This window comes from Accumulibacter sp. (assembly GCF_023806625.1).
Lineage (GTDB): Bacteria > Pseudomonadota > Gammaproteobacteria > Burkholderiales > Rhodocyclaceae > Accumulibacter.
On sequence record NZ_JAMTDX010000011.1, the window covers coordinates 116,101 to 133,267 of the forward strand.

Consider the following 17,167-nt stretch of genomic DNA (forward strand, 5'->3'; position numbering starts at 1 on the left):
TCGCGTGCCGGCTTCCTTCACTCCAGGCGCCGCGGCCGCGCAAGACGATCGAGTCGCCGTCAGTCAAGGACATCACGGCGCATCTGACCCGGACACGCCCGGATCGGGCAGCGGACCCGGCCGCTCCAGCGACTCGCCGAGATCGCCGTCGTCCTCGGCTTCGACGACCTTTTCGAGCCCGGCGAGCCTCTCTCCGGCGTCGAGCGCGATCAGCGTCACGCCCTGCGTCGCCCGACCGAGTTCGCGAATCTCGCGCACCCGCGTGCGGATCAGCACGCCACCGGTGGTGATCAGCATGATCTCGTCCTCGTCGCGAACCAGGCGCGCGCCGACGACCTTGCCGTTGCGCTCGCTGGCCGCGATCGCGATCACGCCCTGTGTGCCGCGGCCCGAGTGGCGAAAGTCGGCGAGCGCCGTGCGCTTGCCGAAGCCGTTTTCGGTGGCCACGAGCACCGTCTGCTGATCATTGTCGGCGACGAGCAGCGAAAGCACCTGCTGGCCTTCGCCGAGTCGCATGCCGCGCACGCCGCGCGCGGTACGCCCCATCGGCCGCACTTCCTCCTCGTCGAACCAGACCGCCTTGCCCGCATCCGAGACGAGGACCACGTCCTGGCTCCCGCTGGTGATCTCCACGCCGACCAGATAGTCGTCCTCGTCGAGCGCGACCGCAATGATCCCGTTGCGACGCGGGTTCGAGAATTCGGCGAGCGGCGTCTTCTTGACGGTGCCCTGCGCGGTACACATGAAGACGAAGCGATCGTCGGCAAACTCCCTGACGGTGAGCACGGCGCTGACCTTTTCGCCCTCCTCGAAGGGAAAGAGGTTGACCACCGGCTTGCCGCGACTGTTGCGCGTTCCCTGTGGCACTTCGTAAACCTTGAGCCAGTACACCCGGCCGCGATTGGTGAAACAGAGGATGTAGTCGTGGGTATTGGCGATGAACAGGTGATCGACGAAGTCGTCGGCCTTCATCGCCGCCGCCTGCTTGCCGCGCCCGCCGCGCCGCTGTGCGCGATAGTCGGTGAGCGGCTGCGACTTGACGTAGCCGCTGTGCGACAGCGTGACGACCATGTCCAGCGGGGTGATGAAGTCTTCGATGCCCAGATCCTGGGTATGGATCACCACCTCCGAACGACGATTGTCGCCGAACTGGGCGCGAATCCCGGTGAGTTCGTCGGCGATCATCCGGGTGATCCGCTCGGGCCGGGCCAGGATGTCCATCAGGTCGGCGATCTGCACGAGCAGCGCCGCGAAGTCCCCGACGATCTTCTCGCGCTCGAGGCCGGTCAGCCTCTGCAGGCGAAGATCGAGGATCGCCTGCGCCTGTGCTTCGGAGAGCAGATAACCGTTCTTCGACAGGCCGTACTCGAGCCCGAGGCCGTCCGGACGCGTCGCGTCGAGAGCCGCCCGGCTGAGCATTTCGGCCACCGTCGGCGAGTCCCACAAGCGCCCCATCAACCCACGCCGCGCGTCCGCCGGAGTCGGCGAAGCCTTGATCAGAGCGATGATCTCATCGACGTTGTCGAGCGCCACCGCGAGGCCTTCCTGGATGTGAGCCCGCTCGCGCGCCTTGCGCAGCTCGAAGACCGTCCGCCGGGTGAGGACCTCGCGGCGGTGCCAGAGAAATCGGTCGAGAAGCTGCTTCAGGTTCAGGACCCGTGGCTGGCCGTCGACCAGCGCGACCATGTTCATCCCGAAGGTGTCCTGGAGCTGGGTCTGCTTGTACAGGCAATTCAGCACGACCTCGGGAACTTCGCCGCGCTTCAGTTCGATGACCACGCGCATCCCGGACTTGTCCGACTCGTCGCGCAGATCCGAGATTCCTTCGAGTCGCTTCTCGTTGACCAGCTCGCCGATCTTCTCGAGCAGCGTCCGCTTGTTGACCTGGTACGGCAGCTCGTCGATGATGATCGCCTGCCGGTTGCCACGATCGATGTCCTCGAAATGCGTCCGGCCACGCATCACGACGCGGCCGCGTCCGGTCCGGTAGCCTTCGCGAACCCCTGAAACACCGTAGATGATTCCAGCGGTCGGGAAGTCGGGTGCCGGAACGAGGTCGATCAGCTCATCGACCGTCGTCTCCGGCTTGTGCAGCAGCGCCAGGCAGGCGTCGACGACCTCGCCGAGGTTGTGCGGAGGAATGTTCGTAGCCATTCCGACGGCGATTCCCGACGAGCCGTTGATCAGCAGATTCGGGATTCGCGCCGGAAGGACCAGCGGCTCCTCCTCCGAGCCGTCGTAGTTCAACCCGAAGTCGACGGTCTCCTTGTCGATGTCGGCGAGCAGTTCGTGCCCGATCCGCGCCATGCGCACTTCGGTGTAGCGCATCGCCGCCGGATTGTCGCCGTCCACTGAGCCGAAGTTGCCCTGTCCGTCGATCAGCATGTAGCGCAACGAGAAGTCCTGCGCCATGCGCACGATCGTGTCGTAGACCGCCGTATCCCCGTGGGGGTGGTACTTGCCGATGACGTCGCCGACGACCCGGGCAGACTTCTTGTACGGCTTGTTCCAGTCGTTCGACAGCTCGTGCATCGCAAAGAGCACGCGGCGATGCACGGGCTTGAGGCCGTCCCGCGCATCGGGCAACGCGCGGCCGACGATCACGCTCATCGCATAGTCGAGATACGAGCGTCGCATCTCGTCTTCGAGGCTGATCGGCAGGGTTTCCTTGGCAAAGACTTCCATCATCGATCCACGAACGCCGGGCCGTCGGCGAAGATGCCGACGTCCTGATCAGGGTCGATATTCTACCACGGCGGTTCCCGTCAGCCCGAGCCGGGGCTCCGACTTCGCGGGATCACCAACGGCGTTGCCGCCGGCAACGCCCGGCTCGAGCGCCAGCGGATCCGCGCGGAATCCGCCTGACTCGGCTTGAACCGTGGCAAACTGCCCCAAGCTGATTCTTGCGGCGTCCGACGCCGGCAGCCCCGCCGGCCGCGCCCCGGTCGAGGGACAGCCTTATGGAAAAGCGTACTCAGTTCAGCATCTGGTATTTCCTGTTCGCCATCTTCGCGGTGTTCACCCTGCATGACCTGTGGGTGCAGGCGCGGACGGTCGAACCGATTTCGTACAGCGAGTTCCAGACCATGCTGAAGGGCGGTCAGATCGAGGAAATCTCGATCACCGACAACTATATCCGTGGCAGCCTCAAGTCTCCGCTGCCCGACGGGCGCAGCAGGTTCGTCACCACGCGGGTCGACAGCACCCTGGCCAAGGACCTCGCCGGGTACGACGTGAAGTTCAGCGGCGTCGTCGAAAGCAATTTCCTGCGCGACCTGTTGAGCTGGATCCTTCCGGCGGTGATCTTCGTCGGCATCTGGATCTTCGCGATGCGCAAGTTTGCCGAGAAATCGGGAATGGGTGGCAGCTTCATGGCCCTCGGCAAGAGCAAGGCCAAGGTCTATATGGAAGCGAACACCGGAGTGCGCTTCGACGACGTTGCCGGGGTCGACGAGGCCAAGGAAGAGTTGCAGGAAGTCGTCGGCTTCCTGAAGGATCCCGGCCGCTACGGCAGACTCGGTGGCCGCGTACCGAAGGGCGTCCTGCTCGTCGGACCGCCCGGCACCGGGAAGACGCTTCTCGCCAAGGCGGTCGCCGGCGAAGCCGGAGTCGCCTTCTTCTCGATCTCCGGGTCGGAGTTCGTCGAGATGTTCGTCGGCATCGGTGCGGCCCGCGTTCGCGACCTCTTCGAGCAGGCCCGCCAGAAGGCTCCGGCGATCATCTTCATCGACGAACTCGACGCACTCGGGCGTGCGCGCGGAGCCTTCGGAATCGGTGGACACGACGAGAAGGAGCAGACTCTCAACCAGCTGCTCGTCGAACTCGACGGCTTCGACCCGACCACCGGTCTCGTCCTGCTGGCCGCGACGAACCGACCCGAAGTCCTCGACCCCGCCCTGCTGCGCGCCGGACGCTTCGACCGGCAGGTGCTCGTCGATCGTCCGGACAAGAAGGGAAGGATCGCGATTCTCGCCGTCCACATGAAGAAGATTCGCCTGGCCAGGGAGACGGCCGCCGAGAAGGTCGCCGAGCTGACCCCGGGCTTCTCGGGTGCTGATCTCGCCAACCTGTGCAACGAGGCGGCGCTCGTCGCGACGCGCCGGGGCGCCGATTCGGTCAGTCTCGAAGACTTCACCAACGCCGTCGAGCGGATCGTCGCCGGCCTCGAGAAGCGGAACCGGGTGCTCAATCCCCACGAGCGCGAGGTCGTCGCGTATCACGAGATGGGTCATGCGCTGGTGGCGATGGCGTTGCCGGGCTCCGACCCGGTGCACAAGATCTCGATCATCCCGCGGGGAATCGGCGCCCTCGGCTACACGATCCAGCGCCCGACCGAAGACCGCTTTCTGATGACCCGGGAGGAACTCGAGCACAAGATGCAGGTTCTGCTCGGTGGCCGGGCGGCCGAGCAACTCGTTTTCGGCAGGGTCTCGACCGGCGCCGCCGACGACCTGCAGAAGGTCACCTCGATCGCCCGCTCGATCGTCATGCGCTTCGGGATGGACGAAAAGCTCGGCAACGTGGTCTATGAAGCGGAGCGACAGTCCTTCCTTGGAACACCGATGCCGAATGCCCAGGAAAGGAGCTATTCGGAGGAGACCGCCCGGGAAATCGACTGCGCCGTGCGCCAGCTCGTGCAGGATGCCTTCGCGCGAACGCTCGCGTTGCTCACCGCCCAGCGGGCCATTCTCGAGCGCGGCGCCGGCGAGCTGCTTGAACGAGAAACCCTGCTCGAGGCCGACCTCGTCCGCCTGCGCGGCTCATTGCCGGCCGCCGCCTGAGAGACGGCCATCGGTCACCGGGACGGAGCAGCGCAGGCGATCGCCTGCGCCCTTCGCGCGACCCGGCGCCAGCGGATCGCTCTGCTATACTTCGCGGTCCCTTCCTGCGCCCCGCATCTCGGCTACGCCATGAAATACCAGATCACCCCGGTCACCCCTTTCGAGCAGAACTGCAGCCTGCTGTGGTGCGAGGAGACCCTTCAGGGCGCGCTCGTCGACCCCGGAGGGGACGTCTCGCGGATCCTGCGTGCGGTCGATGCGCGAGGCGTCAGGCTCGAGAAGATCCTCGTCACGCACGGCCACGTCGACCATGCGGGCGGCGTCGCCGAGATCTCGGGGCGCCTTTCGCTGCCCGTCGAGGGGCCGCAGCGCGAGGATCGCTTCTGGATCGACGGCATGCCGCAGCAAAGCCGGATGTTTGGCCTGCCGGCGGCGCGGGCCTTCGTCCCGGACCGCTGGCTCGATCACGGCGACACGGTGCGTTTCGGGAAGGTCGAGATGGATGTCCTGCACTGCCCGGGACACACCCCGGGACACGTCGTCTTCTTCAACCGGGCGGACCGCTTGGCGATCGTCGGTGACGTGCTCTTTCAGGGTTCGATCGGGCGCACCGACTTTCCCCGCGGCGACTTCGACACACTGATCGCCTCGATCCGCGAGAGGCTCTGGCCGCTCGGTAACGACGTCAGCTTCATCCCCGGTCACGGCCCGATGTCGACCTTCGGCGCCGAGCGGCGCAGCAATCCTTTCTGCGGCGACTGAAGCGGTCATCGAGCGCACAGCCGACGGCCGCGGCGCGCTGATCGCTGCGCGCCGATCGCTCGGGAGCGCGCAGCAATGGTCCTCAGCCCGCCTAGAAGTGGAGCGGCCTCTTGTCGCAGGCCAGCGCCGCTTCGTGGACGACTTCGGAGAGCGTCGGGTGTGCGTGGCAGATGCGCGCGAGGTCCTCGGATGCGGCACCGAACTCCATCGCCACGACGCCCTCGGAGATCAGCTCGGACGCATTCGCGCCGATGATGTGCACGCCGAGGATCCGGTCGGTCTCGGCGCAAGCGAGCAGCTTCACGAAACCGCCCGGCTCGCCCATTCCCAACGCGCGGCCGTTGGCCGCGAAGGGAATCTTTCCTGCCCGGTATGCAACGCCCTCGGACTTGAGCTGCTGCTCGGTCTGGCCCACCCAGGCGATCTCCGGGCTCGTGTAGATCACCCAGGGAATCGTCTCGAAGTTGCAATGCCCCGCCTGACCCGCGATGAGTTCGGCGACCATCACGCCCTCTTCCATCGCCTTGTGCGCAAGCATCGGCCCGGCGACGACGTCACCAACCGCCCAGACCCCCGGCAGATTGGTTCGGCAATGCCCATCGACCTCGATCTGGCCGCGCGCGTTGAGCTTCAGCCCGACCGCGTCCGGATTCAGTCCATCGGTATTGGGGATCCGGCCCACCGAGACGATCAGCCGGTCGGCATCGAGCTTCTGGTCCTTGCCGTCCTTGTCGCGGTAGTCGATCGACACACCTTTCTGCGAGACCTTGACATCGCCGATCTCGATCCCGGTGATGATCTTCAGGCCCTGCTTGGCGAAGATCTTCGCCGCCTCCCTGGCCACGTCGATGTCCGCAGCCGACAGGAATTCCGGCAGGGCCTCGAGCAGCGTCACTTCTGAACCGAGTCGCCGCCAGACACTACCCATCTCGAGGCCGATCACGCCGGCGCCGATCACCGCCAGCCGCCGCGGAACGCTGTCGATGTCCAGCGCCCCGACGTTGTCGCAGACGATCTGGTTATCTACCGAAACCCCGGGCAGATGACGTGCCTTCGACCCGGTAGCGACGATCACCTGCTTCGTTTCGACCAGGTCGTCGCCGACCTTCATCTCCCAGACCTCGCTCCCGGCGACCTCCTTGCGCCCGACGAAAGAACCGAGACCGTTGAGCTGGGTCACCTTGTTCTTCTTGAACAGGCCCTTGATGCCGCTGGTCAGCTGCCTGACGATGCCATCCTTGCGCTCGAGCATCCGTCGCACGTCGATCGACGGGGTGCCGACGGCGATTCCCTGGTCGGCAAAGTGATGCGCGGCTTCGTCGAAGAGATGCGAGGTATGCAGCAGCGCCTTGGAGGGAATGCAGCCAACATTCAGGCAGGTTCCGCCGAGGCGGGGCTCGCCTTTCGGATCGGCGTAGGGGTTCGATTCACAGCAGGCGACGGCGAGGCCCAACTGGGCCGCACGAATCGCGGCGACATAGCCCCCCGGCCCGCCTCCGACAACCAGGACGTCAAATTCTTTGGACATGATGGTTCCCTTTCCAACCGCAAAAAAATGCCGGCACGGCGCGGGCGCGCCGTGCCCCGGAGCGGGTTAGTGCCTATACGCCAAGCAGCAGCCGGGCCGGATCCTCGAGCGCCTCCTTCATCGTCACGAGGCTGAGCACGGCTTCGCGGCCGTCGATGATCCGGTGATCGTAGGACATTGCCAGATAGTTGATCGGCCGGATGACGATCTGGCCGTTCTCGACCACCGGGCGATCCTTGGTTGCGTGGATGCCGAGGATCGCCGACTGCGGAGGATTGATGATCGGAGTCGAGAGCATCGACCCGAAGACCCCGCCATTCGAAATCGAAAACGTCCCGCCGGTGAGTTCCTCGAGCGACAGCTTGCCGTCCTTCGCCTTGGTGCCGAACTCACCGATCTTCTTCTCGATATCGGCGATGCTCATCTGATCGGCGTCACGCAGGATTGGCACGACCAGACCACGCGGGCTGCCGACGGCGATCCCAATGTCGATGTACCCGTGATAGACGATGTCATTGCCGTCGACCGAGGCGTTGACGATCGGGAACTTTTGCAACGCGGCCACTGCCGCCTTGACGAAGAAGCCCATGAAGCCGAGCCGCACGCCGTGGGCCTTCTCGAAGCGATCCCCGTACTGTTTGCGCAGGGCCATGATCGGACCCATGTTCACTTCGTTGAAGGTGGTCAGGATCGCATTCGTCGCCTGCGACTGGAGCAGTCGTTCGGCAACGCGGGCACGCAGGCGGGACATCGGAACACGCTGCTCGGGCCGCTCGCCAAACGGGACGGCCACCGCTGGCGCAGGCGGCAGTGCCGGCGCGGTGACGAACGGCGACGGTCTCGGCGGTGGGGCCGCAGGCGCTGCTGCCTCAGGCGCGGCCGGCGAAGGCGCTGGCGCCGGCTTCTCGGCCGGAGGCTGCGCGGCCTGGGCATCGGCCTTGGTCACCCGCCCGCCACGACCGGTACCGGCGACCTCGGCGGCGGCAATCCCCTTCTCTTCGAGAATCTTGCGCGCCGACGGAAAGACCGCTGCGCCAGTAACCGGAGCAGTTGCCGGAGCAGCTGCCGGAGCCGCCGCTTTCGCCGCAGCCGGCGCCGGCGCAGCGACCGCAGCGGCTTGGGCTGCGGTGTCGATCCGTGCGATCACCTCGCCGGAGACGACCGTCTCGCCATTGCCCTTGACGATCTCGACCAGCACGCCACCATCCGGCGCCGGCAGCTCGAGGACCACCTTGTCGGTTTCAATGTCGATCAGATTCTCGTCCCGAGCGACCGCCTCGCCGGCCTGCTTGTGCCAGGAGACCAGCGTCGCTTCGGCGACGGACTCGGAAAGCTGTGGAACTTTGACGTCGATGATCATGTTCACTCCGTTCTAGGGCAGTTTGTAATACTCGATCTCACCGAGCGCGGAGTCGATCAGAGCTTTCTGTTGGGCGATGTGCCGGCTCTGGTAGCCCACCGCCGGAGAAGCCGACGCCGCACGCGAGACGAGCAGCAGGTGCTGCTTCTCGGTCAGCGAGCGCGACAGGTGCTGCCGCGAGGCGATCCAGTACCAGGCGCCCTGGTTGCGCGGTTCCTCCTGACACCAGACGATTTCGGTCGCTTTCGGATACTTCGCCAGCTCTTCCTGGAACGCCTGTTGCGGGAACGGATAAAACTGCTCGAGACGGGCGATCGCGACGTGCGAGACCTTCCTCTCGTGCCGGGCGGCGACCAGATCGTAATAGACCTTGCCCGAACAGAAGACCACCCGGGTGATCTTCTTCGCATTGACCGGCTCGACCTCGCCGATCAGTGGCCGGAACTCGCCGTCGGCAAGTTCCTCGAGCGTCGAGGTGGCGTCCTTGTGGCGCAGCAGTGACTTCGGCGAAAAGACGATCAGCGGTTTGCGCTGATTGCGGATCGCCTGCCGGCGCAGCATGTGGAACACCTGTGCCGGTGTCGACGGCTGGCAGACTTCCATGTTCATCTCGGCGCAGAGCTGCATGTAGCGCTCGATTCGCGCCGACGAATGCTCCGGACCCTGACCCTCGTAGCCATGCGGCAGCAGCAGGACGACGCCGCTCGCCCGTCCCCACTTCGCCTCGCCGGCCGCGATGAACTGGTCGATGACCACCTGCGCGCCGTTGGCGAAATCACCGAACTGCGCCTCCCAGACGACCAACTCGTAGGGATTAGCCGTCGAATACCCGTATTCGAACGCGAGAACCGCTTCCTCCGAGAGGACCGAATCGAAACACTGGAATCCCCCCTGGCGCTCCTGCAGGTGAGCCAGCGGATAATAGGTTCCTTGATCCCAGTGCTCGCGGTTCTGGTCATGCAGCGCCGCGTGACGGTGGAAAAAGGTGCTCCGGCCAACGTCCTCACCGGAAATCCGCACACCGTAACCCGAGACGAGCAGCGACGCGTAGGCGAGGTTCTCGGCCATTCCCCAGTCCACCGGCAGGCGCCCCTCGCCCATCAGGCGGCGGTCTTCGATGATCTTCCGGACCCGGCTGTGCACCGTGAAGTTCTCCGGTATGGTCGTCAGTCGTCCCGAAAGACGCTGGAGTTCGGCGATCGGCACTTTCGTGTCGCAGTTCTCGATGTAGTTCGGAGCGAGGAACGGCGTCCAGTCGATCGTCATCGGGTGCTTGTAGCCGGCGATCACCGGGTTGTAGAGCAGTTCGCCACGATCGAGATGCGCCCGGTAGTCGGCGACGATCTCATCCGGCCCCTCGGGCGGCAGCACCCCTTCGCCGACGAGCCGTTCGGCGTACAGCTTGCGCGTTCCCGGGTGCAACTGGATCTTCTTGTACATCAGCGGCTGGGTGACCATCGGCTCATCCTGCTCGTTGTGACCGAGCCTGCGGAAGCAGATGATGTCGATCACGACATCCTTCTTGAACTCCCGGCGATAGTCGGCGGCGATCGCGGTGACCAGCGCGACGGACTCCGGATCGTCACCATTGACGTGGAAGATCGGCGCCTCGGCCATCTTGAAGATGTCCGTGCAGTACAGCGAGGAACGCAGGTCGCGCGGATCCGAAGTGGTGAAGCCGATCTGGTTGTTGACCACGATGTGAACGGTTCCGCCAACGCCGTAGCCGCGGGTCTGGGCAAAGTTCAGCGTTTCCTGGTTGACGCCCTGTCCGGCCACCGCCGCGTCACCGTGGATCAGCACCGAGAGCACCTTGTCCTTGCCGTTCTCGCCCCGACGCCGTTGCCGCGAGAACACCGAGCCGATGACCACCGGGTTGACGATCTCGAGGTGCGACGGGTTGAACGCCAGCGTCAGATGGCACGGGCCTCCAGGAGTCGACACGTCCGAAGAGTAGCCCATGTGATACTTGACGTCGCCGGCAGTCAGTTCCTGGGCCTTCTTGCCCTCGAACTCCTCGAAGAGCATCGACGGCGCCTTGCCGAGTGTGTTCACCAGCACGTTCAGGCGGCCGCGGTGTGCCATACCGACGACGATTTCGTCGACCCCGCCGGCCCCGGAAGTGCGGATCAGTTCGTCCATGGCGACGATCAGCGATTCCCCACCCTCGAGTGAGAAGCGCTTCTGTCCGACATAGCGCGTGTGCAGATAGCGCTCGAGTGTCTCGGCTGCCGTCAGGCGCTCGAGCATTCGCTTGCGCTCTTCGCCGTTGTAAGTCGGTTTCGAGTGGATCGGCTCGAGACGACTCTGAATCCAGCGCTTTTCAGCGACCGTGCTGATGTACATGTACTCGACGCCGATCGACCCGCAGTAGGTCGCTTTCAGCGCGTCGTAAATCTCGCCGTAGGTCGCGTGATCGGCAGTCCCCTTGAACGAGCCAGCATTGAAGATGGTATGCCGGTCGGCGTCGGAAAGCCCGTAGTACGCCGGATCGAGTTGGGGAATCTCGGGCCTCGGCGTGCGCTTCAACGGATCGAGGTTCGCCCAGCGGTCGCCGATGAAGCGGTAGGCGGTGATCATCTGCAGGATGCCGACCTGCTTGCGGTCGTCGACCGGCGCCACCGCCGCAGCCCGATAGCCGCCTTTCCTCGCCTGCTCCGCGAAGGCATTGATGACCGGCAGGTGCGGCACGTCACGGGCGACGTAGCCAGGCAGTTGCGCCAGCTTGTCAAAATAGTCGCGCCACTGCTCGGAGACCGACCCCGGGTTGTCGAGATAGTTTTCGTACAACTCCTCGACGAAGGGCGCGTTGCCACCGAAAAGTAGGGAGTTACCAAAAAGCTGATTCATCATGGCATTAACCTGTCGTCACGGTCGTGGTTCGGGTTGAGGAACTGCGGTCGGCCGACCACAGGATGAAAAAAAGGGCGGCCACCAGTCGCCGCCCTTTGCCGTCGTCCGGATCAGCGCTGGTCGACCGGGACAACGTCGCGTCTGGCCGCACCGACATAAAGCTGCCGCGGACGGCCGATCTTGTACTCGGGATCGTTGATCATTTCCTCCCACTGCGTCATCCAGCCAACCGTCCGGGCAAGCGCAAAAATGCAGGTAAACATCGACGTCGGGATACCCATCGCCTTCTGCACGATTCCGGAATAGAAGTCGACGTTCGGATAGAGCTTCTTGTCGATGAAATAATCGTCTTCGAGGGCGATTTTCTCGAGTTCCATGGCCAGCTTGAACAGCCGGTCGTTCTGCAGGCCGAGTTCATCGAGGACCTCGGCGCAAATCTTGCGCATCAACTTGGCACGTGGATCGAAGTTCTTGTAAACGCGGTGACCGAAGCCCATCAGCTTGAAGTCGTCGCTCTTGTCCTTGGCCCGCGCAATGTACTTGCCGACGCGCGAGACATCGTGAATCTCCTCGAGCATCTGCAGGCAGGCTTCGTTGGCGCCGCCGTGCGCCGGTCCCCAGAGGCAGGCGATGCCGGCCGAGATGCACGCGTACGGGTTGGCGCCCGACGAACCGGACAGGCGGACCGTCGACGTCGACGCGTTTTGCTCGTGGTCGGCGTGCAGCGTGAAGATCGTATCGAGCGCATGCACGAGAACTGGGTTCGGCTCGTACTTCTCGCATGGGGTGCCGAACATCATGTGCATGAAGTTCGCCGTGTAGGCGAGGTCGTTGCGCGGATACATGAACGGCTCGCCGCGGTAATACTTGTAGGCCATCGCGACGATCGTCGGCAACTTGGCGATGATCCGGTTGAAGCTGATGCTCTGGTGCAGGCGGTCGGAGAAGTCCTCGGCCTCGTGATAGAAAGCCGACAGCGCGCCGACGACGCCGACGAGCACGGCCATCGGGTGCGCGTCGCGGCGGAAGCCCTGGTAAAACTTGACCAGCTGCTCGTGCACCATCGTGTGTTCCTTGATGTTCCGCTCGAACTTCGACTTCTGTGCCGCGTTCGGCAGTTCGCCGTTCCACAGCAGATAGGCGACCTCAAGGAAGTTGCACTGCTCGGCGAGCTGTTCGATCGGGTAGCCGCGGTAGAGCAGTTCCCCCTTGTCGCCGTCGATGAACGTGATCGCCGACCGGCAGCTGGCTGTCGACAGGTACCCCGAGTCGTAGGTAAAGAGACCGGTCTTGGCCCCCAGCGTGCGGATGTCGATGCAATCATTGCCATGGGTTGGCGTCATGATCGGAAACTCGACGGGTGCGCGCCCTTCGATGGTCAGAGTTGCTTTGCGTTCGGTGGTCATTGTTCAATCCCCGTTCAGGTGTTGAGGTCACAGCTTCCAACCGGAAGCGGCCAGACTAGGGCAGCTTCCTTACTTGATTCTTACGCTGGCGAGCAGCGCAAGGACTTCGGCCTGGACTGGATCCGGAGACTGTCGGCTGCCATTGACCAGCGGCCAGAGGTCCAGATCCTCCATGTCGGCCAGGGTGACAAACGCATCCGCCTGCTCGGGAGTCAGCGTCGGGTAGATCCGTTCGAGGAACTCGCCGAGCAACAGATCCATCTCCAGCATTGCCCGGCGCGTGCAACGCCAGCGCAGGCGGTTGAGCTTTTCTCTTTCCTCCATCAGATCGCGCGTCTGACCATCATCTCCTTGATCTTGCCGATCGCCCGGGTCGGGTTCAGACCCTTCGGGCAGACGTCAACACAGTTCATGATGGTATGGCAGCGGAATAGACGGTAGGGATCCTCGAGGTCGTCGAGACGCTCGTTGGTCGCCTGGTCACGGGTGTCGGCGATGAAGCGATAGGCGTTGAGCAGGCCCGCCGGGCCGACGAACTTGTCGGGGTTCCACCAGAACGATGGACACGATGTCGAGCAGCAGGCGCAGAGGATGCATTCGTAGAGCCCGTTGAGCTCTTCGCGCTCCTCCGGCGACTGCAGGCGCTCACGTTCGGGTCGCGGCCCTTCGTTGATCAGATAGGGCCTGATCGAGTGGTACTGCTTGAAGAACTGGGTCATGTCGACGATCAGGTCGCGAATCACCGGCAGGCCGGGCAGCGGCCGCAGGACGACCGGCTGCTTGAGGTCCTTGATCTCGGTCAGACACGCGAGACCGTTCTTGCCGTTGATGTTCATCGCGTCTGAACCGCAGATGCCTTCACGGCACGACCGGCGATACGACAGCGAGTCGTCCTTCGCCTTGAGCCGGGTGAGCACGTCGAGCAGCTTGCGGTCGATCGAGTAGTCGACCTCGACCGACGCGTCCTGCATGTACGGCGCGTCGTTCCTGTCGGGATCGTAACGGTAGATTTTGAACTGCATGGTACTGGTGGCCATTTTGCTGACTCCTCGGCACTCGGTCAGTAGGAACGCGTCTTCAGCGCGATGGTATCGACGGTCAGCGGCTTCATGATCACCGGCTTGTAGCTCAGTCGGTTGCCTTCGCGGTACCAGAGCGTGTGCTTGTGCCAGTTCACGTCGTCGCGGCCATTCGGATTGGCCGGAGTGTCCGGCGCATCGTCGCGCACGTGTGCGCCGCGCGACTCCTTCCGCGCTTCGGCCGAAACCATCGTCGCCTTGGCCACTTCGACCAGGTTGTCGAGTTCGAGCGCCTCGACGCGAGCCGTGTTCCAGACCTTCGACTTGTCCTTGATCTCGGTCCGGGCCGCTGCCTTTTCGACGTCCAGGATGCGCGCCACGCCCTCGACGAGCATGTCCTTGAAGCGGAAGACACCGCAGTGCTTCTGCATCGTACGCTGCAGTTCGAGCCGCGTTTCGGCGACGCTCGCGCCACCGGTCTGCGTGTTGAGCCGGTCGAGTCGGGCCAGCGTGCGCTCGGCAAAATCGGCCGGCAGATCCTTGAGCCCGAGTTCTCCCGAGCGGACATCGTGGACCACCGAGTCGCCCGAGGCCTTGCCGAAGACCAGCAGGTCGAGCAGCGAGTTGGTTCCGAGACGGTTGGCACCATGCACCGAGGCGCAGGCCACCTCACCGGCCGCGTAGAAACCGGCCACCGGCGTCCCGTCTTCGCGGACGACCTGGCCCTTGTAGTTGGTCGGCACGCCACCCATCTGGTAATGGCAGGTCGGAACGACCGGGATCGGCGCCTTGATCGGATCGATACCCGCGAACTGGATCGAAATCTCGCGAATTCCCGGCAGGCGCTTCATGATCGTCGCCGGGTCGAGATGGGTGATGTCGAGCAGGACGAAATCCTTGTTCGGACCGCAACCGCGTCCTTCGTTGATCTCGGTGACCATCGCCCGCGACACGACGTCGCGCGAGGCGAGGTCCTTGGCATTCGGAGCGTAGCGCTCCATGAAACGCTCGTTGCTCGAGTTGCGCAGGATTCCCCCTTCGCCGCGCACGCCTTCGGTGATCAGCACGCCGGCGCCGGCGACACCGGTCGGGTGGAACTGCCAGAACTCCATGTCCTCGAGCGCGATACCCGCGCGTGCGGCCATTCCCAGGCCGTCGCCGGTATTGATGAAGGCATTCGTCGAGGAGTAGAAGATCCGCCCCGCGCCACCGGTGGCAAAGACCGTTGCCTTCGCATGCAGGGCAACCACGTCACCGGTCTCCATTTCCAGCGCGATGACTCCGAGAACCTGCCCACTCTCGTCGCGGATCAGGTCGAGGGCCATCCACTCGACGAAGAACTGCGTGTTCGCGCGGACGTTGCGCTGATAAAGCGCATGCAGCATCGCGTGTCCGGTCCGGTCGGCAGCGGCGCACGCCCGGCGAACGGGCTTCTCGCCGAAGTTCGACATGTGCCCGCCGAACGGACGCTGATAGATTTTGCCCTCGTCGGTGCGGTCGAAGGGCATGCCGAAATGCTCGAGTTCGACGACTACCTCGGGCGCCTTGCGGCACATGTACTCGATCGCGTCCTGATCGCCGAGCCAGTCCGACCCCTTGACCGTGTCGTACATGTGCCAGTGCCAGTGGTCTTCCTCGGAGTTGCCGAGCGAAGCCGAAACGCCCCCTTGGGCGGCAACCGTGTGCGAGCGCGTCGGAAAGACCTTCGACAGGACGGCCGTCTTCAGGCCGGCCTCGGACAACTGGATCGCCGCGCGCAGGCCTGAGCCGCCCGCACCGACGATCACCGCGTCAAACTTAAGTACCGGAATGCTTGACTTGCTCACTTACACTCTCCAGAGAATCTGCACGGCCCAGCCGGCGTAGCCGACCAGCGCGGTAACCGTCGCGATCATCAGCAGCAGGCGCAGTCCATCGGGTTTTACGTAATCCATCCAGATGTCGCGCACGCCGATCCAGGCATGATAGAAGACGCTGACGAAGAACAGGAAGGTGGCGAACCTCATGAAGCCGTTGGCAAAAATGCCGCGCCAGGTCTCGAAGGAATTGGGACCGATCGCCCCGAGGACCACCAGGAAGATGATCGTGTATGCCGCCATGACGACCGCCGTGGCCCGCTGAATGATCCAGTCCTTGAGGCCATAATGGGCCCCGACGAGAATACGATTTACCATAGCACTCTGGCTCCGATAATCAGGGTCAGGGCAATGCTGACCGCGAACACGACCTTGCTCGACCGCCGCGCCGACTCGAGATCGACCCCCTTGTGCAGGTCAAGCAGCAGATAGCGGATGCCGGCGCAGAAATGGTGCATGTAGAACCAGATCAGGCCGAGCAGGACGATCCTCACCAGCGGGTGGCCAACCACCTCCCTGAAGGTGGCAAAGGTCTCCGGTGAGCTCAGGCTGCTCTGGAAAAGCCAGAGCAGCACCGGCAGGAGCAGGAAGATCGCTGCTCCGCTGATCCGGTGGAGAATCGACAGGATACCCGGAAGCGGTAACCTGATCGTCGGCAAGTCCAGGTTTTTTGGACGCCTCTTCTTTATCGCCATCTCTGCCATGAACATCATCCCTCACTTGTGATGCGGCCGTGCCGGCCGCCGGACCCCGCAAAACCGCGCCCGATCATCAACTATCCGGACGCCCCGATTTACCCACTTACCGAGAATGCCTGAAAAGACGACTCACCCCAGCTGATTGTGATAATGGTAATTGCGCGTCGAATAGAAGCCCCGGCGCCACTCGACCGGCTTGTTGCCGTAAGTGAAGGTCACCCGCTCGACGAGGAGCAACGGGCTGCCGTCGGGCACCTTGAGCAGGTCGGCGCTGACCCGGTCGGCAGCCACCGCGCGCAGCCGCTCGTCGGCGCGGATCATGCGCACACCGTAGCGCGTCTCGAAAAGGCTGTACAGCGATTCGCCCGAGCGCAGCACCTCGAGTGACAAATCCGGGAACAACTCGCTCGACAGGTAGATTTCATCGAAGACGACGGCCTCGTCGCCGAGCTTCAGCAGGCGGCGGATGATCGTGATCGGCGCCCCGGTTTCGAGCGCCAGAGTCCGCGCGACGTCGGCGCCGGCCCTGGCCCGCCAGCACTCGAGCGGAACGCTCTGGGTCGCCGGCATCTCGCCTTCGTTCGCAGCAAGGCGCAGGAAGCGGAAGAACGAACCGGGGTCCCGGTGCGTGGCGACGAAGGTCCCCCTGCCCTGCTGGCGGACGAGCAGATTCTCGGCAGCCATCTCGTCGACGGCCTTGCGCACCGTTCCCTGGCTGACCCCGAACCGCCCGGCCAGTTCGGCCTCGCTCGGGATCGAGTCGCCCGGGCCCCACTCGCCCGACGCCAGGTTACGCATGATCAGATCCTTGATCTGCCTGTACAGAGGGCTGAAGGTCGGTGAGTGCGCTGACGATGACCGGTTCATGAAACGCGATTTCAGCACAATTTGCGGCCGCCGTCCA

General features: G+C 64.1%; 13 protein-coding genes. 2 read left to right on the plus strand and 11 right to left on the minus strand.

The window, feature by feature from the left end; translation table 11 throughout:
* Positions 1-72: 72 nt before the first annotated feature.
* Entirely contained in the window at positions 73-2,685 is a 2,613-nt protein-coding gene (gene gyrA / locus NFW05_RS03265; protein WP_295302875.1) for a DNA gyrase subunit A, read from the minus strand.
* 275 nt (positions 2,686-2,960) lie between these two features.
* On the opposite strand from gyrA, the gene ftsH reads away from it, so the two are divergent.
* A complete protein-coding gene (gene ftsH / locus NFW05_RS03270; protein ID WP_295302765.1) occupies positions 2,961-4,781 on the plus strand; it encodes an ATP-dependent zinc metalloprotease FtsH in 1,821 nt (606 codons plus the stop codon).
* A gap of 129 nt (positions 4,782-4,910) precedes the next feature.
* Positions 4,911-5,543, plus strand: coding sequence for an MBL fold metallo-hydrolase (locus NFW05_RS03275; protein WP_295302767.1), 633 nt, complete (start codon positions 4,911-4,913; stop codon positions 5,541-5,543).
* Between the two features lie 91 nt (positions 5,544-5,634).
* On the opposite strand, the gene lpdA is transcribed toward NFW05_RS03275, so the two are convergent.
* From lpdA to NFW05_RS03325, 10 genes are all read right to left on the minus strand, one after another.
* Complete coding sequence (gene lpdA / locus NFW05_RS03280) at positions 5,635-7,071, minus strand: dihydrolipoyl dehydrogenase (RefSeq protein ID WP_295302769.1); 1,437 nt, start codon at positions 7,069-7,071, stop codon at positions 5,635-5,637.
* A 73-nt stretch (positions 7,072-7,144) separates the two neighbouring features.
* Positions 7,145-8,431 carry a 2-oxoglutarate dehydrogenase complex dihydrolipoyllysine-residue succinyltransferase gene (odhB, locus tag NFW05_RS03285; RefSeq protein WP_295302771.1) on the minus strand — a complete coding sequence of 429 codons (1,287 nt, stop codon included), beginning with the start codon at positions 8,429-8,431 and terminating at the stop codon, positions 7,145-7,147.
* 12 nt (positions 8,432-8,443) lie between these two features.
* Positions 8,444-11,284, minus strand: a complete 2,841-nt coding sequence (locus NFW05_RS03290) for a 2-oxoglutarate dehydrogenase E1 component (RefSeq protein WP_295302772.1) — start codon at positions 11,282-11,284, stop codon at positions 8,444-8,446.
* Positions 11,285-11,394: 110 nt separating this feature from the next.
* Complete coding sequence (gltA, locus tag NFW05_RS03295) at positions 11,395-12,690, minus strand: citrate synthase (RefSeq protein ID WP_295302774.1); 1,296 nt, start codon at positions 12,688-12,690, stop codon at positions 11,395-11,397.
* 69 nt (positions 12,691-12,759) lie between these two features.
* Positions 12,760-13,014: a succinate dehydrogenase assembly factor 2 gene (locus tag NFW05_RS03300; protein ID WP_295302775.1), complete on the minus strand. Its 255-nt coding sequence runs from the start codon at positions 13,012-13,014 to the stop codon at positions 12,760-12,762.
* The gene (locus NFW05_RS03305; protein ID WP_295302777.1) at positions 13,014-13,727 is read right to left on the minus strand and encodes a succinate dehydrogenase iron-sulfur subunit; all 714 of its coding nucleotides are present in this window, start codon (positions 13,725-13,727) and stop codon (positions 13,014-13,016) included. The genes NFW05_RS03300 and NFW05_RS03305 overlap by 1 nt, the downstream gene beginning before the upstream one ends.
* A gap of 23 nt (positions 13,728-13,750) precedes the next feature.
* Entirely contained in the window at positions 13,751-15,535 is a 1,785-nt protein-coding gene (gene sdhA / locus NFW05_RS03310; RefSeq protein ID WP_295302780.1) for a succinate dehydrogenase flavoprotein subunit, read from the minus strand.
* Positions 15,536-15,883, minus strand: coding sequence for a succinate dehydrogenase, hydrophobic membrane anchor protein (sdhD, locus tag NFW05_RS03315; protein ID WP_295302781.1), 348 nt, complete (start codon positions 15,881-15,883; stop codon positions 15,536-15,538). It abuts the gene before it with no gap.
* Positions 15,877-16,269 (minus strand): succinate dehydrogenase, cytochrome b556 subunit, encoded by a 393-nt coding sequence (gene sdhC / locus NFW05_RS03320; RefSeq protein ID WP_295302876.1) that lies wholly within the window; start codon positions 16,267-16,269, stop codon positions 15,877-15,879. Before sdhC ends, sdhD begins: the two co-directional genes overlap by 7 nt.
* Positions 16,270-16,392: 123 nt before the next feature.
* Positions 16,393-17,130 carry a GntR family transcriptional regulator gene (locus tag NFW05_RS03325; protein ID WP_295302783.1) on the minus strand — a complete coding sequence of 246 codons (738 nt, stop codon included), beginning with the start codon at positions 17,128-17,130 and terminating at the stop codon, positions 16,393-16,395.
* Positions 17,131-17,167 lie beyond the last annotated feature (37 nt).